At 63.7% G+C, this 14,608-nt stretch carries 19 protein-coding genes; 1 reads left to right on the top strand and 18 read right to left on the bottom strand.

Going from position 1 to position 14,608, the window contains the following annotated elements; genetic code table 11:
* Positions 1-3: 3 nt before the first annotated feature.
* The 13 genes from AB4P94_RS18405 to AB4P94_RS18345 form a co-directional block, all read right to left on the bottom strand.
* On the bottom strand, positions 4-1,050 hold the full coding sequence (locus AB4P94_RS18405; protein ID WP_395606787.1) for an EscU/YscU/HrcU family type III secretion system export apparatus switch protein: 1,047 nt from the start codon (positions 1,048-1,050) through the stop codon (positions 4-6).
* 3 nt (positions 1,051-1,053) lie between these two features.
* Complete coding sequence (sctT, locus tag AB4P94_RS18400; RefSeq protein ID WP_395606786.1) at positions 1,054-1,866, bottom strand: type III secretion system export apparatus subunit SctT; 813 nt, start codon at positions 1,864-1,866, stop codon at positions 1,054-1,056.
* Positions 1,867-1,872: 6 nt separating this feature from the next.
* Complete coding sequence (locus tag AB4P94_RS18395; RefSeq protein WP_016969171.1) at positions 1,873-2,142, bottom strand: EscS/YscS/HrcS family type III secretion system export apparatus protein; 270 nt, start codon at positions 2,140-2,142, stop codon at positions 1,873-1,875.
* A gap of 36 nt (positions 2,143-2,178) precedes the next feature.
* The gene (gene sctR, locus AB4P94_RS18390; RefSeq protein ID WP_016969170.1) at positions 2,179-2,835 is read right to left on the bottom strand and encodes a type III secretion system export apparatus subunit SctR; all 657 of its coding nucleotides are present in this window, start codon (positions 2,833-2,835) and stop codon (positions 2,179-2,181) included.
* A complete protein-coding gene (gene sctQ / locus AB4P94_RS18385; protein ID WP_395606785.1) occupies positions 2,832-3,839 on the bottom strand; it encodes a type III secretion system cytoplasmic ring protein SctQ in 1,008 nt (335 codons plus the stop codon). The genes sctR and sctQ overlap by 4 nt, the downstream gene beginning before the upstream one ends.
* Positions 3,836-4,282, bottom strand: coding sequence for a hypothetical protein (locus AB4P94_RS18380; protein WP_395606784.1), 447 nt, complete (start codon positions 4,280-4,282; stop codon positions 3,836-3,838). The genes sctQ and AB4P94_RS18380 overlap by 4 nt, the downstream gene beginning before the upstream one ends.
* A 216-nt stretch (positions 4,283-4,498) precedes the next feature.
* Entirely contained in the window at positions 4,499-5,821 is a 1,323-nt protein-coding gene (locus AB4P94_RS18375) for a FliI/YscN family ATPase (protein ID WP_395606783.1), read from the bottom strand.
* The gene (gene sctL, locus AB4P94_RS18370) at positions 5,818-6,402 is read right to left on the bottom strand and encodes a type III secretion system stator protein SctL (RefSeq protein ID WP_395606782.1); all 585 of its coding nucleotides are present in this window, start codon (positions 6,400-6,402) and stop codon (positions 5,818-5,820) included. The genes AB4P94_RS18375 and sctL overlap by 4 nt, the downstream gene beginning before the upstream one ends.
* Entirely contained in the window at positions 6,399-7,013 is a 615-nt protein-coding gene (locus AB4P94_RS18365) for a type III secretion protein (protein ID WP_395606781.1), read from the bottom strand. Before AB4P94_RS18365 ends, sctL begins: the two co-directional genes overlap by 4 nt.
* Positions 7,010-7,792 (bottom strand): type III secretion system inner membrane ring lipoprotein SctJ, encoded by a 783-nt coding sequence (gene sctJ / locus AB4P94_RS18360; RefSeq protein ID WP_395606780.1) that lies wholly within the window; start codon positions 7,790-7,792, stop codon positions 7,010-7,012. Before sctJ ends, AB4P94_RS18365 begins: the two co-directional genes overlap by 4 nt.
* Positions 7,793-7,796: 4 nt before the next feature.
* The gene (locus tag AB4P94_RS18355) at positions 7,797-8,231 is read right to left on the bottom strand and encodes a hypothetical protein (RefSeq protein ID WP_395606779.1); all 435 of its coding nucleotides are present in this window, start codon (positions 8,229-8,231) and stop codon (positions 7,797-7,799) included.
* A 9-nt stretch (positions 8,232-8,240) separates the two neighbouring features.
* Positions 8,241-8,483, bottom strand: coding sequence for a hypothetical protein (locus tag AB4P94_RS18350; RefSeq protein WP_017137572.1), 243 nt, complete (start codon positions 8,481-8,483; stop codon positions 8,241-8,243).
* 12 nt (positions 8,484-8,495) lie between these two features.
* Positions 8,496-9,062, bottom strand: a complete 567-nt coding sequence (locus AB4P94_RS18345; protein WP_395606778.1) for a type III secretion protein — start codon at positions 9,060-9,062, stop codon at positions 8,496-8,498.
* Between the two features lie 45 nt (positions 9,063-9,107).
* Between AB4P94_RS18345 and AB4P94_RS18340 the strand changes: the two genes are divergently transcribed.
* Positions 9,108-9,872, top strand: a complete 765-nt coding sequence (locus AB4P94_RS18340) for a tetratricopeptide repeat protein (RefSeq protein ID WP_395606777.1) — start codon at positions 9,108-9,110, stop codon at positions 9,870-9,872.
* A 233-nt stretch (positions 9,873-10,105) separates the two neighbouring features.
* Here the strand turns inward: AB4P94_RS18340 and AB4P94_RS18335 are convergent, their stop codons facing one another.
* The 5 genes from AB4P94_RS18335 to AB4P94_RS18315 are packed head-to-tail and all read right to left on the bottom strand — an operon-like array spanning position 10,106 to position 14,604.
* Positions 10,106-10,486 (bottom strand): hypothetical protein, encoded by a 381-nt coding sequence (locus AB4P94_RS18335; RefSeq protein WP_395606776.1) that lies wholly within the window; start codon positions 10,484-10,486, stop codon positions 10,106-10,108.
* A gap of 14 nt (positions 10,487-10,500) precedes the next feature.
* A complete protein-coding gene (locus tag AB4P94_RS18330; protein ID WP_395606775.1) occupies positions 10,501-11,781 on the bottom strand; it encodes a type II and III secretion system protein family protein in 1,281 nt (426 codons plus the stop codon).
* Positions 11,778-13,916 carry a type III secretion system export apparatus subunit SctV gene (gene sctV / locus AB4P94_RS18325; protein WP_395606774.1) on the bottom strand — a complete coding sequence of 713 codons (2,139 nt, stop codon included), beginning with the start codon at positions 13,914-13,916 and terminating at the stop codon, positions 11,778-11,780. Before sctV ends, AB4P94_RS18330 begins: the two co-directional genes overlap by 4 nt.
* Positions 13,913-14,248 (bottom strand): tetratricopeptide repeat protein, encoded by a 336-nt coding sequence (locus AB4P94_RS18320; RefSeq protein WP_371319385.1) that lies wholly within the window; start codon positions 14,246-14,248, stop codon positions 13,913-13,915. Before AB4P94_RS18320 ends, sctV begins: the two co-directional genes overlap by 4 nt.
* Complete coding sequence (locus AB4P94_RS18315; protein ID WP_395606773.1) at positions 14,248-14,604, bottom strand: hypothetical protein; 357 nt, start codon at positions 14,602-14,604, stop codon at positions 14,248-14,250. The genes AB4P94_RS18320 and AB4P94_RS18315 overlap by 1 nt, the downstream gene beginning before the upstream one ends.
* Positions 14,605-14,608: the final 4 nt, after the last annotated feature.

Raw genomic sequence — 14,608 nt, 5'->3', positions numbered from 1 at the left:
TCTTCAGATCAGGCGTGCCGCTACCAGCCAGTCCGCGACCGCCTGAAACGATGCGTCCGGCACCGGGTCGCCCGGTACAGTCTTACGCGCAATCTCGGAAGCCAGGGGCTTGTCCGGCGCGTGAGGAATGCCCAGGTCGTATGCCTCCTGCAGCATCAATAACGCCTCCTCCGGCGAAGCCCGGCACACGATCACCGGCACTGGCGTCTCGCCGCGCACATAGCGCACTCCAATCACCCAGCCATCGGTGGTGCCGATCATCATTGACGCGCGGCCCAGGCCCAGCTTGGTGGCCAACGCCTGCATTTCATTGCGCTGGCGCCGGCGCTCGCTCTTGATCAGCGGGTCGCCGTCGATGTCTTTGCGTTCACGCTTGGTTTCGCTGCGGGTCATTTTCATGTCGCGGCCGAACAGCCAGCGCTGCATGATCACGTCCACCGCGCCCACCAGGATGAATGCGCACAGCACGGTGAAGACCAGCGGCTTGAGCACCAGGAAAAACGTCGATTCCATGCACTCGGCGCCACAACGTGACGACTCCATCAGCGCCTGCAACGCGTGCTTGCCCACCACGTAAAACGCGATCGCCAGCACATGCACCTTGATCAACCCCTTGATGAATTCCACGAAGTTGCGCAGGGCAAAGATCTTCTTCATGCCCTCCGCCGGGTTGATGCGCTTGAACTCGGGCTTGATCGGGTCCACCGAGAACACAAACCCACGCATGGTAATGATATTGGTGAGGATCACCACGCCGGTGGTCACCGCCATCACCGGCAGGGTGATGCCTATCACCAACTGCTCGGCATGGTCGAGCACCCGCGGCCACACGGTGGCGAACGGCTCGATATAGATTTGCGCGGTGAGGTCGATCAAGGCCGTGACCTGGGCCTTGGCCCGGGGCGCGAGGATGGAAATACACAGGGTGCAGAACAGGATGACCATGCCCGACACCAGGTCCTGGCTCTTGGCGACCTGGCCTTTTTGCCGCGCGTCCTTGAGCTTCTTGTCCGTGGCCGGCTGGGATTTCTCTTCGCTGGTATCCGCCATGGGCTACTCCATGCCCGCGAGGGTTTTGAGCAGTTCGACGGTGCCACGAAACTCCCCCAACTGGTCGAGCATCATGGGGATCAGGAAGCCGATGTAGATCACCATCAGGATGCTGAAAAACAGGTTTTTCACCGGCAACGACAAATCGAAGATATGCAGGTTCGGCGCCATGCGCGACAGGTAGGCGAGCATCAGGTCCGTCACCAGCAGCGCGATCAGCAGCGGCGACACCATCAGCACGCCCACCCGCATGATCTGGTCAAGGATCGACAACACCGCCAGCAGCGCGGAGCTGGCAAATACCGGGGTAAACGAGGTCACCGGCCACAACTGGTAGCTGTGGTAATAGCCGTCGACCATCAGGATAAAACCGCCGGACATGAAGAACAGCGTGATCAGCATCACCGTCAGCAACGTCGCCATCACGCTGGACTCCCCGGACGATAACGGGTCCACCAGTTGTGCCATGGTCGATCCGCGTTGCAGGTCGATCAACTCCCCCGCCACCTCTGCAGCCCAGAACGGAATGCCGAATAACAGGCCGATCAGGATGCCGATCAAGAACTCCTTGATCAGCAACCCGGCGATAAACACGCTGCCGTGTTCGGGCATCGCCGTGAGCGCCTCGAACACCGGAAAAAACATCGGAATCGAAATGGCCACGGCCACACAGCCGCGAATCATGCCGGTGAGGCCCAGGCGGTTGAACGCCGGGGTGATCACCACCACGCCCATGGCGCGGCAGGCGGCAAGCGAAGCGGAGCTGATCACCGGGTAGGCGACTTCCAAAAACTGCGCGGTAAGGCTGGCATCCATGGGCGGTCAGCGCGTCCACATCGGGAAATTGTCCAGCACCTGGCCACCCAGTTCCGCCACTTGCCCGGCGAGTACCGGGCCGAGGAAGACGATGGTCAGCAACACCGCCACCAGCTTCACCACCTGGGGCAGGGTCTGGTCCTGGATCTGCGTCAGCGCCTGGAACAGCCCCACGCTCAAGCCCACGATGATTGCCACGCCCAACGCCGGTGCGGAGAGCATCAGCACCGTCATCAGCGCCTGTTTCATCAAGGATAAAAATACGTCCTGGCCCATCACTCACCCCTTAAATGCACACTCACCCTGCAGGGTTCAGCCGCCGTAACTCAGAATCAGACCGTGCATCAGGCGCGACCAGCCGCTTAATGACACGAATAAAAAGATCTTCAGCGGGATCGAAATCAAGTTCGGCGAGACCATGGACATGCCCATTGCCATCAGCACGTTGGACACCAGCAAATCCACCACCAGAAACGGGATGTAGAGCAAAAAGCCAATCTCGAAGGCGCGGGTCAGTTCCGAGCTGACAAACGCAGGGATCAACACCACCAGGTCGTCGTCACGCAGGTCGGCACGGGCTTCAGGCGACCAAATGGTCTCGGTGGCCTGCACAAAAAAGCCGCGCTCGGATTCATTGGCGAACCGCTTCAAGTGCGCCTGCAACGGCGGGCGCAGGGCGTCGCCAAGGTCCTTGAGTTGCTCCACATGCTCGATATTGAGGTCGCGGCCCTCCACTTGCCGGTACATGTCGCCAATCAACGGCGTGGTCACGTACACCGACAAAATCAGTGCGATGCCATACAGCACCAGGTTCGGCGGCGTTTGTTGTACCCCAAGGGCGTTGCGGATCAGGAACAGCACCACCGAGATTTTCATGAAACCGGTGAGTGTGACCACCGCCAACGGGATCAGCCCGATCGTCGCAACGACCAGGATAATCTCGATCAGGTTCGGCTGATAACCGGTCATGGGGTGGCGAAACTCAGCAGGCGCACACCCAGGCCGTCACCGATTTTCACCAGTTGGCCCTGGCCGACGCGACGCCCGTTGACCATCAGGTCCACGTTGTCCACGCCAGGTGTATTGAGTTGCAACAGGCTGCCCGCACCCAGCTCGCGCAATTGCGCAAGTGTCAGTTCCAGGCTGCCGACCTGGCACACCAGTTTCAGCGGCAAGTCATCCAGGGCCGCAGCCGCATCAACGTCAGTCATCGTGTTCTCCATGTCCAAAAGGGGCGCTTTCAATTCTTCTTGCAGGCGCAACGCGTCGCCCTGCTGTTGGCAGCGGGCCTGCAAGCGACCGTCGAGGTCGAGCAACAAACCCGAACTTTGCTCCAGCATCAGCACATCGCCGGGGCGCAGGCTGCTCAGCTCGCCGAGGCTCAGCCATTGCCGCCCGGCCACCACCGCCAGCGTCTGGCGCAGGCCAGGCAACGGGTCCGGTTCAAGTTCGGCGTATTGCGCCAACAACTGCGCCACCATCACGGCGGCGCCTTCACTCAGGTCCAGTTGCGCGCTGATGGCCGGCCCGTTGCCGAAGCTCAATTCCAGGGCCAGGTGCACAGCAAACGGCCGCTGTTCCAGACCTTCAGTGGCTTCAAGCAATTGCACGGCGTGGCCCAGCAGCGGCTCCAGGGACTCGATCAGGTCGAGCACCGCCAGCTCCAGCAGCAACGAGCGCGGCAATGACGGCAGCTGTTGCACGTCAAACTGCAACGCCAGCGGCACCATCACCTGTTCAAGGGCCGCCGCCGACAAACGCAGGCGCACCGGGGCGCGGCCGAGCAACAGCAGCACATCGCGCGGCGCGCTGAGGGCCTGCGGCTCGGCGGCCCAACTCACGCGCAGGTCCTGCCCGGCACAACGGCCTTGCCAAGCACGGCGACGGCGGTGCAATTGGTTGTGCAGCGCAAGCAACGCCGGGTCGTAATGGGTCAGCCACGGCGACAGAGGGTCGGCAAGGGCTGCGATCATGTGCCGACGCCTTCGTCGCGCAGTTCGCCGACGCGGCGCTCATCGCTTTCGCGGCCTTCCAGCAGGCTTTGCCAGGCGTCGGACTGGCGCTGACGGCTCAGGCGCTCCTGGCGAAACAGGTCACGCTCACGCTCCTGGCTTTGCAGGGTCGTGGAGACATGGGTCACGTCGTTTTCCAGCAACTGCTGATCATCCGACAGCCCTCGCAGGCGATCCTGCGCGGCCTGCCAACTGGCGACCGACAAACCTTCGGTGAGGGAGGCATAGACCTGCCGCGCTTCCTCGGCAATGGCTTCACGGTGCAGGCGCAGTTGCTCCTTGGCGTCGGTCAGCACGCCATGGGTTTGCTCGCAGCGTTGCTGCTGGGCAGCCAGTTGGCTGGCGGCGCGCTGCTCACGCAATACCCGCAGGGTTTGCAGGGTGCGCAGTTCATTGGTTTTCATTGGACCGTCTCCATCATCATGCCAACACAAAATTCAGTGGCGAGCGGGCTTGCCCCGCGTTGGGCTGCGCAGCAGCCCCATCAAAAGCACCGCGCTTTTCCGGGCAAAATACGCTCGCCGTTTCTGGGGCTGCTGCGCAGCCCAACGCAGGGCAAGCCTGCTCGCCACAAAGAGCTTGCCCGGCACAAAAACAAGGCCTGCAATCGCTAAACCTTCTCATGCCAACACCTGGCGCATGCGGATCAGGGTTTGTTCCAGGCTGCTCGGTTCACCGGCGTTCTGCCGCAAAAAGGCTTCGATGGCGGAGTGCCGAGTGATGGCTTCGTCAGCCAACGGGTCGCTGCCGGCCGAGTACTCACCCACGCGGATCAGCATTTCGATCTCGCCATAGCGCGCCATCAGCTCACGGATGCGCATGGCCAGGCGTTTGTGCTCTTCACCGGCGACCTGCTCCATCAAACGGCTGCGGCTGCGCAGCACATCGACTGCCGGGAAGTAGTTACGCTGGGCCAGCTCGGCGCTGAGGGCGATATGCCCGTCGAGGATCGAACGTGCCTCTTCCGCCACCGGGTCACTGGCGGCATCGCCTTCGGTCAGCACGGTGTACAGCGCCGTAATGCTGCCGGTGGGGCCAGGGCCTGCACGTTCCAGCAGGCGCGGTAACGCCGAAAAGAAGGAGGGCGGATAACCGCGCCGGGTCGGCGGCTCACCCACGGCCAGGCCGATCTCACGCTGGGCGCGGGCGAAACGGGTCAGGCTGTCCATCAGCAGCAGCACATTGCGCCCCTGATCACGGTGGTATTCGGCGAGGGTGGTGGCGACAAACGCCGCGCGCACCCGTTCGGCCGCCGGGCGATCCGAGGTAGCCACCACTGCCACAGTGCGGGCGCGGGCCTGAGCGTCGAGTTGCACGTCGAGCAGCTCTCGCACCTCCCTGCCCCGCTCACCGATCAGGCCGATCACGATCACATCGGCTTCGCTGTTGCGGATGATGCTGGCCAGCAACGAGGATTTGCCCACGCCGGGCTCACCAAAGATGCCCATGCGTTGGCCTTGGGCCAGGGTCAGCAGGCCGTCGATGGAGCGGATGCCCAGCGCCATAGAGCGCACGATAAGCTGCCGTGAAAAGGGCGCGGGCGGTTCGGCGTGCAACGGGTAGTGCTGCAAGGCCACGGTCGGCGGGATGCCGTCGCCATCCAGAAATTCGCCCATGGGGCTGATCACCCGCCCGAGCTGCGCATCACCGACCGCCACGCCCAGCGTCTCGCCGGTGGCGGTGATTTGCGTACGGGTGGACAGGCCTTCCATGGAGCCGATGGGCGACAGGATCGCTTCGTCGCCATCAAACCCGATCACCTCGGCACTGAGGCTGCGACCGCTGCCCGGGTCACGCAGCTGGCACAGTTCACCAATGCTCGCCCCGGCCACACTGGCGCGCAGCAATACGCCGCGAATGCTCAACACCGTGCCGTGCATCGGCCGCAGTCGCGCCTGGGCCAGGCGCTCATTCAAGCGCGGCAGCAACTGCTCCAGGTTCATGCCACGCCCTCTTCGGCGAAGGGCAACAGGCTGCGACGCAGGGTTTGCAATTGCGCTTCCAGGCCCAGTTCGACGGAACCGGCAGCACTGCTCAGCCGTGCCTGGCCGGCGCTCAACTGCTCATCGCTGTCCACGGCAATCGCCAGCCCTTCACCTTTGAGGCGCTGGCGCAAGGCATCCACCTCGGCAGGCGCCACCCACAGCGTCAGTGCCTGATCCTGACGAAATGCGCTGAGCGCCTGGCGCGTGCAGCGCACCACGCGGTCGGCATTGTCCAGCTCACCCAACACTTCACGCACGATGCCCAAGGCCAAATCAGCCAATGCAGTTTCCAGGCCGCTCAGGTAATGCTGCACCTGAGACTGGGTTTGCACCAGCAACTGCGCGACCTGCTCGGCGCCCTCTTGCCGTGCGCTTTCAAACCCTTCGGCACGGGCGGCATCCAGCCACTGGTCGCTGTCGGCCTTGACCTGCTCGGCCTGCGCTTTGGCGGCTTGCAGAAAGGCAAACCCGTCAGTCCAGAGTGCGGCTTCTTCGGCACGCAGGATGCGCGCCGTCGGACGGCTCGGTAATTCACTCATGGGGCAATGTCCTCGGCGGCAAGGCACGCGGCGGCGGCCTGAACAACTTCCAGGTCGCGCGGCAGCCGGGCGCTGTGGCCCTGGGGGAAGGCGAAACGCAAGCGCAACCAGCCTTGGAAATCGGCGTGCTGGGCGTGCAGCCAGGCGGCGACACAGCCCTGGCCGTCGCGGTCAATCGCTTCGATCAGCTCGGCGGGGTCACGCAGCAAATCTGCCGCGCCGCCCAGTTGCCGAAGGGCCAGGGCCTGGCTGAACACTTGCGCCCCCAGGCCGGCGCGCAGCTCGTTGACCACCTCGCGGCGAATCTCGCGGCTCAAGGTCGAGGCATGCCAGATGGCCCCGCACAACCTTGGCAGGCGGGCAAACTGCGCGTCCGACAACAACAGCACCGGCAAGTCAGCGGCCAACGGCGAGACCAGTTGCTCCAGCGGCGCCAGTTGGTAATGGCTGACCAGCAACTCCTCTAGCCGCTGGCGAAAACGCGGCTGGGCCTGCATGGCGTGCAGCACTTCATCCGGCAGGTCATCGGCAAAACAGGCGCCCAGGCTCGGCCCACGCACAAACTGCAACGGCTCGGCGATCAGCCCTTGCCAGCGTTCAAACAAGCTCATTCACCCTCCTTGAGTACATACAGGGCCTGTGACTGACGCCGCGCCCAATGCTGGCGAGCCAACACACCGAGGGCGCCGAGGGCGATCAGCAGCAAACCGCCGAACATGAAACGCGCCTGAGGCACGTTGTCTTCGAGCATCCACAGGCCCATAAAACGCGCCAGGCGCGGTTGCGCGGGGTTCTGGCTGATGGCGACAGCCGCCTTGATCGCCGTAACGGAAACACCGTCGTAGCTCAGGCCGGAAATGCCATTGGCCACCAGCGTCTTGATCTGCGGGATCAATGTGTTGATGTCGGTGCCCGGGTCGTAGCGCACCAGCACCGAGGCCGAGGATGGCGAAATCACGCGCTTGAGCAAGTCGTTATCCGGCAGCACCACGTGCACGCGCGCGGCCACGATGCCGTCGATCTGCGACACCGAGTGCGACAGCTCTTCGCTCAGCGCATAAATCATCTGCGCCCGTTCCTGCACCGGCGACGACACCAAGCCATTGCCCTTGAACACCTCGCCCATGTTGGAAAAGCTCTGCTGCGGCAGGCCGGCGTTGTCGAGCAGGGTCATGGCTTCGGCGAAGCGTTCTTCGTCGACCACCACCTTGAGCTGGCCGTTGTCCTGGGTCTTGCGCTCTGCCGGAATGCCACCGCGCAGCAGCACCGCGACCATGGCGTTGGCGTCGCGCTCGCTGAGGTTGGTATAGAGGTCGGTGTTGCACGCTTGCAACAGGCTGGCGAGCAGGCCGATCAGCAACAGGCGCAAGGCGCGGTTTGGGCTTGGCATGGCGTTATTGACCCTTGAGCAGCGTGTTGGCGGAACCGGAAATCTGCGTCGCACCGCGCACCACCATCTGGGTTTCGATGGAGTAGTCGAACATCTTGCCCAGGGAATGGACGATCTGGTCGACCTGCTGCTCGCCGACTTTTTTCCCCGGTTCTGCCTGAGGTGAGGCACTGGCCGTGCGGATTTGCGCCGAGGCCGGTGGCGGCGCCGACGGGTTGTTGGTGAGCACGTCGGCACGCTCGGAAAACGCGCGCGTGCGGTCGATAAAACTGTTCATGCGTTCCATCAAGCCCGAGCCGATCTGGTGCGGGCTCGCGCCTTCGGGCATGCCCTTGGCGGTATTGGCCATGTGCTCGAACAGATTCTGCGAGGCCCCGGCGGGCCCCGCGCCAGCGGACGGCGGCAAGGCCGAAGCGCCGGCGGCGAGACTGATAGTCATAAGAGGTTCCTACTCGTCGTCGTCATCGGACATGGCATCGTTCAGCAGTTCCTGCATCTTCGGCATGATGATGAACTGGCCACCGATGGTGACGGCCTGGGTGATCAACGCATCGTTGAACTTGGCGTCGTCTGCGTCCGAGGTATCCGCCGGTTTGTCGGCGGCCTTGGCGTTATCCACCGCGGCATTGAACTTGGCTTCAGGGCTGGCGCCACCAGGGGCGAGATTGCTGTCTACGGCCGTTACGGACATGGTGCTGCTCCTTTACTGGTTTGGGGTTTCAGTGCTGACTTGCGCGCCGCGGAACACCCGCACACCCTGCCCGCGCGCCACCGGGGCGGCCACACGAACGGGTTGCAGGTGATCGACGTGCTGTTGCACCAACGCCAGGTACGGCGGTGGTCCGGACACGAATACTTCATCGCCCTCGGGGCCATTGCGCATGGACAACTGCTGGCCGAACACATCGAGGTTGTTCAAATAGGCCTGCAACTGGTCCAGGTTCAGGGCGCTGGCCTTGAACAACTTGGTGGTGATTTCGTCGCTGGTGTTGAGGTACAGAAGGTTGCCGTCGAAGTACCAGGTCAGGCCGTTGGTGCTGCACAGGGTTTGCAGAAACTCACCGGCGGTGGCCGCGCGAATCGTGCTGCGGGCCTTGCCGCGCACTTTGTCCGAGAGCACCAGGGGCACCTCGAGGTTGTGGCCGAATTCTTCCAGGGCGCTGCGCACATCCTGGTCCACCAGCACGTAGGCGTAGGGTTTGGAGAACCACGCGGGCTCTTCGGCGGCGCTGGCGAAACTGGCGTTGAAGAGGCATAGGAGTGCCGTCAAAAATATGCTTACATGGCCTGCGCCTTTGCCAGACGAGTTGTGACGATGTCCAAGAATTTTCTGCTTGCCAGTACCCTGCTTCTCGCCGCCTGCTCGAGTAAACCTGCAACCGATTCCGACAAGTCCCTGCAACTGGCGGGCGACCTGAGCAAACGCGGCGACTACGCCAGCGCGGCGGCGCTGTACGAACGCGCGACCCAACAACCGGGGGCCAACCTCGACCTGTGGCTCAAACTCGGCCAGGCCAGGCTCGACGCCAAGGACGCACTCGGCGCCGAACGCGCCTTCCAGCAAGCCCTGGGGTTTGACGCACGCAACGCCGACGCCCTGCTCGGCCTTGGCACTGCGCAACTGCAACTGGGCAAGACCCAACGCGCCGTCACTGCTCTGGGCCAGGCCGCAGAGATCAACCACCTGCCGGTCGCCTACACCCGCCTGGGCGTCGCGCAAATCCTCAACGGCCAGGCCGGTGCCGCGCAAACCGCCTTCGCCAAGAGCCTGAGCCTCAAGCCCGACGACCTCGACAACCGCTGCAACCTGGCCCTGGCCTACGCCCTGGGCGGGCAGTCGCAACAGGCGCTGGACACCATCGCCCCCGTCACCCAATCGCCCCGCGCACTGCCAAGGCATCAACGCAACGAGCTGCTGGTAATGGTGTTGGCCGGCTACGAGCAACGCGTTGCCGGCTTGCCGCTGGACGACATCCCCGCCGCCGAGCGCGAGCGCCTGGTGACGGAAGCGAAGCGCATCAAGGCGATCAGCGATCCTGTGGCGCAAGCCAAGGAACTGGGGTTGGTTGATCCGCGTTGAACCTGAGGCTGCCGGGCTTACTGTGGCGAGCGGGCTTGCCCCGCGTTGGGCTGCGAAGCGGCCCCAAAACCGGGCCATGCGATGTGTCTGTTTAATCGCGGTGGTATTGAAAGGGGCTGCTTCGCAGCCCAACGCGGGGCAAGCCCGCTCGCCACAGGAAGCCCGCTCGCCACAATAAGCCCACTTTCCATAACAAGCCCGCTCGTCACAGGGAACGATCACTTCCAGGGAGGTCATTGCCCGCCCCCCGCCGCTTCGGCCTTGGCCTCTTGCTGATCCTTACGCCGCTGCAACTGCTCCCGATCAAACCCCTCGATATACACCTGCGCGGCGCGGCCTACTGGCGCGGCCATGGCAGGTCCGGTGGCGCGGCCCTGGGTCAGGTCCTGCTTACGCTCGACCATCTGCATCAAATTCAGATTGTTCGCACAGCCCAGCGGCAACGTCGGTTTGAAATCCTCATCCAACCCAATCGTGTCGGTCGCAGGCGGCTGCTGACACTGGGTGGGCAACCCATCGGCGCGGTACTCCGGCGAGTAATACACCGGCGCCAGGTGAGTCTGGCAGCCCATCAGCGCCAGGGGGAGCAGCATCAACACACGTAAAACAGTCATCGCAAGCCCCCTCATCAATTCATGTAAAAACCGAACGCCCCGCCGCTGCGTGGCCCGGTGGCCGCTGCGGTAACCGCTGGCGCGTCCAGGGGCGTGGCGAGGGTGCGACCGCGCACCGGCTCCACCAGATACGGCGTGATCAAAATCACCAATTCCGTTTCATTGCGCTGGAAACGCTTGGAGCGGAACAGGTTGCCCAGGATCGGCAAGTCGCCTAGCAACGGCAGCTTTTCGATGTCCTGGCTGCTCTCACGCTGGAACAAACCCGCGATGGCAAACGTCTGCCCGCTGCCGACTTCCACGCGGGTATCCGCGCGGCGCACGCTGAAGGACGGCACATGGAAATTGCCGAAATCCACGGTGCCGCCGCTGACCACACTGCTGACTTCCGGGCGCACTTGCAGGGCGATCCGGCCGTTGGGCAGCAGGGTGGGGTTGAACAGCAGCGACACACCAAACGACTTGTATTCGATACCTACCAGGTCACGGTTGACCGGCACCGGAATCGCCACTTCGCCACCGGCGAGGAAGCTGGCAGTCTGGCCGGTCATGGCGGTGATATTCGGTTCGGCGAGGATCTGCAGCACGCCGTTGGCTTGCAGCGCATCGAGCATGCCGTCGATGTTCACGTTGCCCGAGCCGGTGCCCGCCGTGGCCAGGCCACCGGCAGTCGCCGCCGCCAAACCGCCGCCGGTGATCAGGCCGAAGGAAAACGTGCCGTTGTTGAACATCGCGTTCCAGTTCACGCCGTAATGCAGCAGTTCGGAACGGGACACTTCGGCAAAGCGCACACGCAGGTTCACCTGGGCCGAGCCTGTGTATTCAGTGGTGTTGATCGCGCTTTGAAAGCCTTGGCCCTGGGGATTGAGCAGCGCATTGAGGTCCGTTGCTTCAGCCACCGAACCCACGGTGCCTTTGGCGATCAGCCGGTTACCGGCGCCGGTGATCTGCGCGCGGTTGCCCGGGTGCAATTCCTGCATCGGCGCGGTGACCCCCTGGGTACCGCTGCTGACGGACAAGGTCAGGCTCGCCAGTTGCTTACCGTTTTCGCCGAGCGCGATCAGGCTGGTAGTGCCTGGTGCCTTGCCAAAAATATACAGCGTGCCCGGAGACACCACTTGCAGGTCGGCCACATTCGGTTCGGCCACCAACACCGATTCCACCGGCGCAACAAAGTGCAGAATGCGCCCTTCCCCGGACGCCAGATTAATCGAGCCACCAGCACCGGCAGCAATTTCCTGAGCCTGGCACACACACGAAAACACACTGAGCAACAGCACACAAAAACGCATCATGAGGCAGACGCCAGGGGGGTGACGGAAGCCGCGGCAGGCGCGCGGCGGTTGGAGATGTCGGTGAGGCTGATGGTCACCAGCGCTTGCAGGTTGTACTCGGTGGCCAGCTCGCGGAACGACAGCACCGCCAGGTCCAGCTCACCGCGCAGCACCAGACGACGCAGGCTGCGGCGCAACTCCGGGTGCACCAGCAACACGGCGCTGTTGACTTCACGGGTGTTCTCGCAGGCCTGACGCAGTTGAGCGAGCAAGGCGCGGCTGACCTCTTCCGGGATCAATTCACGCTGGGGCTCCTGGCGACGCAGCGAGGCGCGCAATTGATCTTCCAGACCCGGTGCCAATACCAGCGCGCCGATCACCCGGTTGCGGTCGGCGTATTGATGGCTGATCTGCCGCGCCAAGGCCGCGCGCAAGTGCTCAGCCAAACGCCCGGCATCCGTCTCGCGGGCACCCCACTCCACCATGGCTTCGAGCAAGGCGCGCTGGTTGCGGATCGACACGCCTTCGCCAACCAACAGTCGCAAGGTTTCGGCGACGCGTTGCAACGGCACCAGGCGCAGGGCTTCCTTGACCAGTTCGCCGTAGGTGGCTTCGGTACGTTCCAGCAGCAAGCGGGTTTCCTGGATGCCGAGGAAGTCGGCGGCATAACGGCGCAGGCTGCGTTCCAGCACGCCACGCAGCACTTCATCGGGCAGCAGGAAACCAATGCCGGCGTTGCGCAAGGTCTCTTCGTGCTGGCGCTCGATCCAGTGGGCGTTGCGGCCATTGAGCGGCGAGTCGGCCTGAAGGGTGGCGATGTCGAGCAGCTGTACGTGCACCGGGTCATCCTGCAGCAACAGGCAGTTGACCGGCATTTCGCCCTCGCTCACCGGCACACCTTCCAGGGACACACGAAAGCCGCCCGGCGGCGCCTTGGGCTCCATGTAAATGCCTGGCACCGGCACGTCCACGCCGAGCTCGGTGCGGATGTCGTGACACAAGGCTTCGATGCGCTGGCGCAGCAACTGGCGCGGCGCGCTCTGGGACAGGCCATTGCCGATGGTCAGCAGCACGCGGGTGTCGGGCAGCAGGTTGTCATCCAGTTCGGCCTGGACTTCCACCACCGGCTCCGGCACCTCGGCCAGCACCTCCATCTCGCCCTGGGGCTGACGGGTGTGGCGGCGGTACATCACAAACGCCGCGCCGCCAAAGATTGCGGACAAGCCGAGGAACACCCAAGTCGGGAAACCCGGCAGCAGGCTCACGCCGATCATGATCAGCGCGGTCAAACCGAGCGCGCGGTAGCTGGCGCCCAGTTGCTTGATAATCTCACTGCCCAGGTCACCGGCTTCGCCGTCGCTGTTGACGCGGGTGACCACGGTACCCGCCGCGACCGAGATCAGCAGCGCGGGAATCTGTGCGATCAGGCCGTCACCCACGGTCAGCAGCGAGTAGGTGTGCACCGCCACGCCGAACGGCATGTCGCGCTCAATCATGCCGATCAGCATGCCGCCCAGCAGGTTGACCGCCAGAATCACCAGGCCGGCGATGGCGTCACCTTTCACAAACTTCATGGCGCCGTCCATCGCGCCGAACATCTGGCTTTCACGCTCCAGGCGCGAGCGGCGACGACGGGCTTCAGCCTGGTCGATATCGCCGTTGCGCAAATCGTTGTCGATGCTCATCTGTTTGCCGGGCATGGCATCCAGGGTGAAACGCGCTGCCACTTCGGCCACGCGCTCGGCGCCTTTGGTGATCACCACGAACTGCGCCACGGTGATGATCAGGAACACCACCATGCCCACCACCACTTGGCCGGCGATCACGAAGTCGCCGAAGGCCTTGACGATATGGCCAGCGTCGCCGTGCAGCAGGATCAAACGCGTGGTGGTGATCGACAGGGACAAGCGAAACAGCGTGCTGAGCAGGATCAGCGGTGGCAGCGCGGAGAACTCCACCGAGTGGCCGATGTAGAACGCGACGATCAGGATCAGGATACTCAGCGCAATGTTGAGGCCGATCAGCGCATCCACCAGGTAGGTGGGCAGCGGGATGATCATCATCACAATCGCCATCAGCATGAACGCGACGATGATCACGTCAGTGCGTTGCGCGGCCATGCGCGCGAGGTTGTTCAAGCGGTTCATTGCACTCATGCGCCGGCCCTGCGTGCGGCGAGGTAGCGTTTGAAGCACTGGCGCGCTTCGTCCTTGCGCTCGCCGTACCACAGCGCGCGGGCGCGCAACAGCAACAAGCTGGCAGACTCGCCCTCCAGCGCCACCAGCCGGTCCAGCGCACCGAGGGCGCGGGTGGCGTCGCCGCTGTCGGTGAAGGCCAGCACCAACGAGCGCAACAGCACGCCGTCTTGAGGGGCGACGCTGACGGCGATCAACAACATCACCAAGGCGCGCTGGGACTGGCCATTGCGCCGGTACAGCTCGCCAATGCCTTTGAGCAGTTGCACGGCGTCGTCGTTATCGCGGGCCATCAGGCATGTACCTCCGAGCGTTGCTGTTCGAGGTTGCGGCGGACTTCGATCTCTTCGCTGATCAGGTCGTGGGCCAGTTCCTTGATTTCAGGTTCGGCGTCCAGCGTCGGCAGAATGTGCTCCATCACGTGTTCCAGCAGCTCAAGCGAACGCGCGCTGCCAAACAGCAGCGAGTCGACGCCGGCCGCGCTGGTGAGTTCTTCCAGGTCACTGCGCAGCGAGCGGCGGGTCTGGGTCTTGCGGGTTTTCAGGACCGCTTCGAAGGCGGTCGCCTGGCGCGAGTTGACCGGGCGAATGGCTTCGACCGGTGCGCTGCGCACATCACTGGGAATCAACGGGCGGGGTTCGACTTTCATCCCA

The sequence above is a fragment of the Pseudomonas sp. B22129 genome (assembly GCF_044218875.1).
Lineage (GTDB): Bacteria > Pseudomonadota > Gammaproteobacteria > Pseudomonadales > Pseudomonadaceae > Aquipseudomonas.
Note: the sequence above shows the minus strand (reverse complement) of the source record. Positions and strands in the feature narration are given on the sequence as shown.

What these genes read in the sequence shown, in the direction of transcription:
- AB4P94_RS18405 (WP_395606787.1), bottom strand. Translation starts at nt 1,050, where the DNA reads ATGGCGGATACCAGCGAAGAGAAATCCCAGCCGGCCACGGACAAGAAG.
- sctT (WP_395606786.1), bottom strand. Translation starts at nt 1,866, where the DNA reads ATGGATGCCAGCCTTACCGCGCAGTTTTTGGAAGTCGCCTACCCGGTG.
- AB4P94_RS18395 (WP_016969171.1), bottom strand. Translation starts at nt 2,142, where the DNA reads ATGGGCCAGGACGTATTTTTATCCTTGATGAAACAGGCGCTGATGACG.
- sctR (WP_016969170.1), bottom strand. Translation starts at nt 2,835, where the DNA reads ATGACCGGTTATCAGCCGAACCTGATCGAGATTATCCTGGTCGTTGCG.
- sctQ (WP_395606785.1), bottom strand. Translation starts at nt 3,839, where the DNA reads ATGATCGCAGCCCTTGCCGACCCTCTGTCGCCGTGGCTGACCCATTAC.
- AB4P94_RS18380 (WP_395606784.1), bottom strand. Translation starts at nt 4,282, where the DNA reads ATGAAAACCAATGAACTGCGCACCCTGCAAACCCTGCGGGTATTGCGT.
- AB4P94_RS18375 (WP_395606783.1), bottom strand. Translation starts at nt 5,821, where the DNA reads ATGAACCTGGAGCAGTTGCTGCCGCGCTTGAATGAGCGCCTGGCCCAG.
- sctL (WP_395606782.1), bottom strand. Translation starts at nt 6,402, where the DNA reads ATGAGTGAATTACCGAGCCGTCCGACGGCGCGCATCCTGCGTGCCGAA.
- AB4P94_RS18365 (WP_395606781.1), bottom strand. Translation starts at nt 7,013, where the DNA reads ATGAGCTTGTTTGAACGCTGGCAAGGGCTGATCGCCGAGCCGTTGCAG.
- sctJ (WP_395606780.1), bottom strand. Translation starts at nt 7,792, where the DNA reads ATGCCAAGCCCAAACCGCGCCTTGCGCCTGTTGCTGATCGGCCTGCTC.
- AB4P94_RS18355 (WP_395606779.1), bottom strand. Translation starts at nt 8,231, where the DNA reads ATGACTATCAGTCTCGCCGCCGGCGCTTCGGCCTTGCCGCCGTCCGCT.
- AB4P94_RS18350 (WP_017137572.1), bottom strand. Translation starts at nt 8,483, where the DNA reads ATGTCCGTAACGGCCGTAGACAGCAATCTCGCCCCTGGTGGCGCCAGC.
- AB4P94_RS18340 (WP_395606777.1), top strand. Translation starts at nt 9,108, where the DNA reads ATGTCCAAGAATTTTCTGCTTGCCAGTACCCTGCTTCTCGCCGCCTGC.
- AB4P94_RS18335 (WP_395606776.1), bottom strand. Translation starts at nt 10,486, where the DNA reads ATGACTGTTTTACGTGTGTTGATGCTGCTCCCCCTGGCGCTGATGGGC.
- AB4P94_RS18330 (WP_395606775.1), bottom strand. Translation starts at nt 11,781, where the DNA reads ATGATGCGTTTTTGTGTGCTGTTGCTCAGTGTGTTTTCGTGTGTGTGC.
- sctV (WP_395606774.1), bottom strand. Translation starts at nt 13,916, where the DNA reads ATGAGTGCAATGAACCGCTTGAACAACCTCGCGCGCATGGCCGCGCAA.
- AB4P94_RS18320 (WP_371319385.1), bottom strand. Translation starts at nt 14,248, where the DNA reads ATGGCCCGCGATAACGACGACGCCGTGCAACTGCTCAAAGGCATTGGC.
- AB4P94_RS18315 (WP_395606773.1), bottom strand. Translation starts at nt 14,604, where the DNA reads ATGAAAGTCGAACCCCGCCCGTTGATTCCCAGTGATGTGCGCAGCGCA.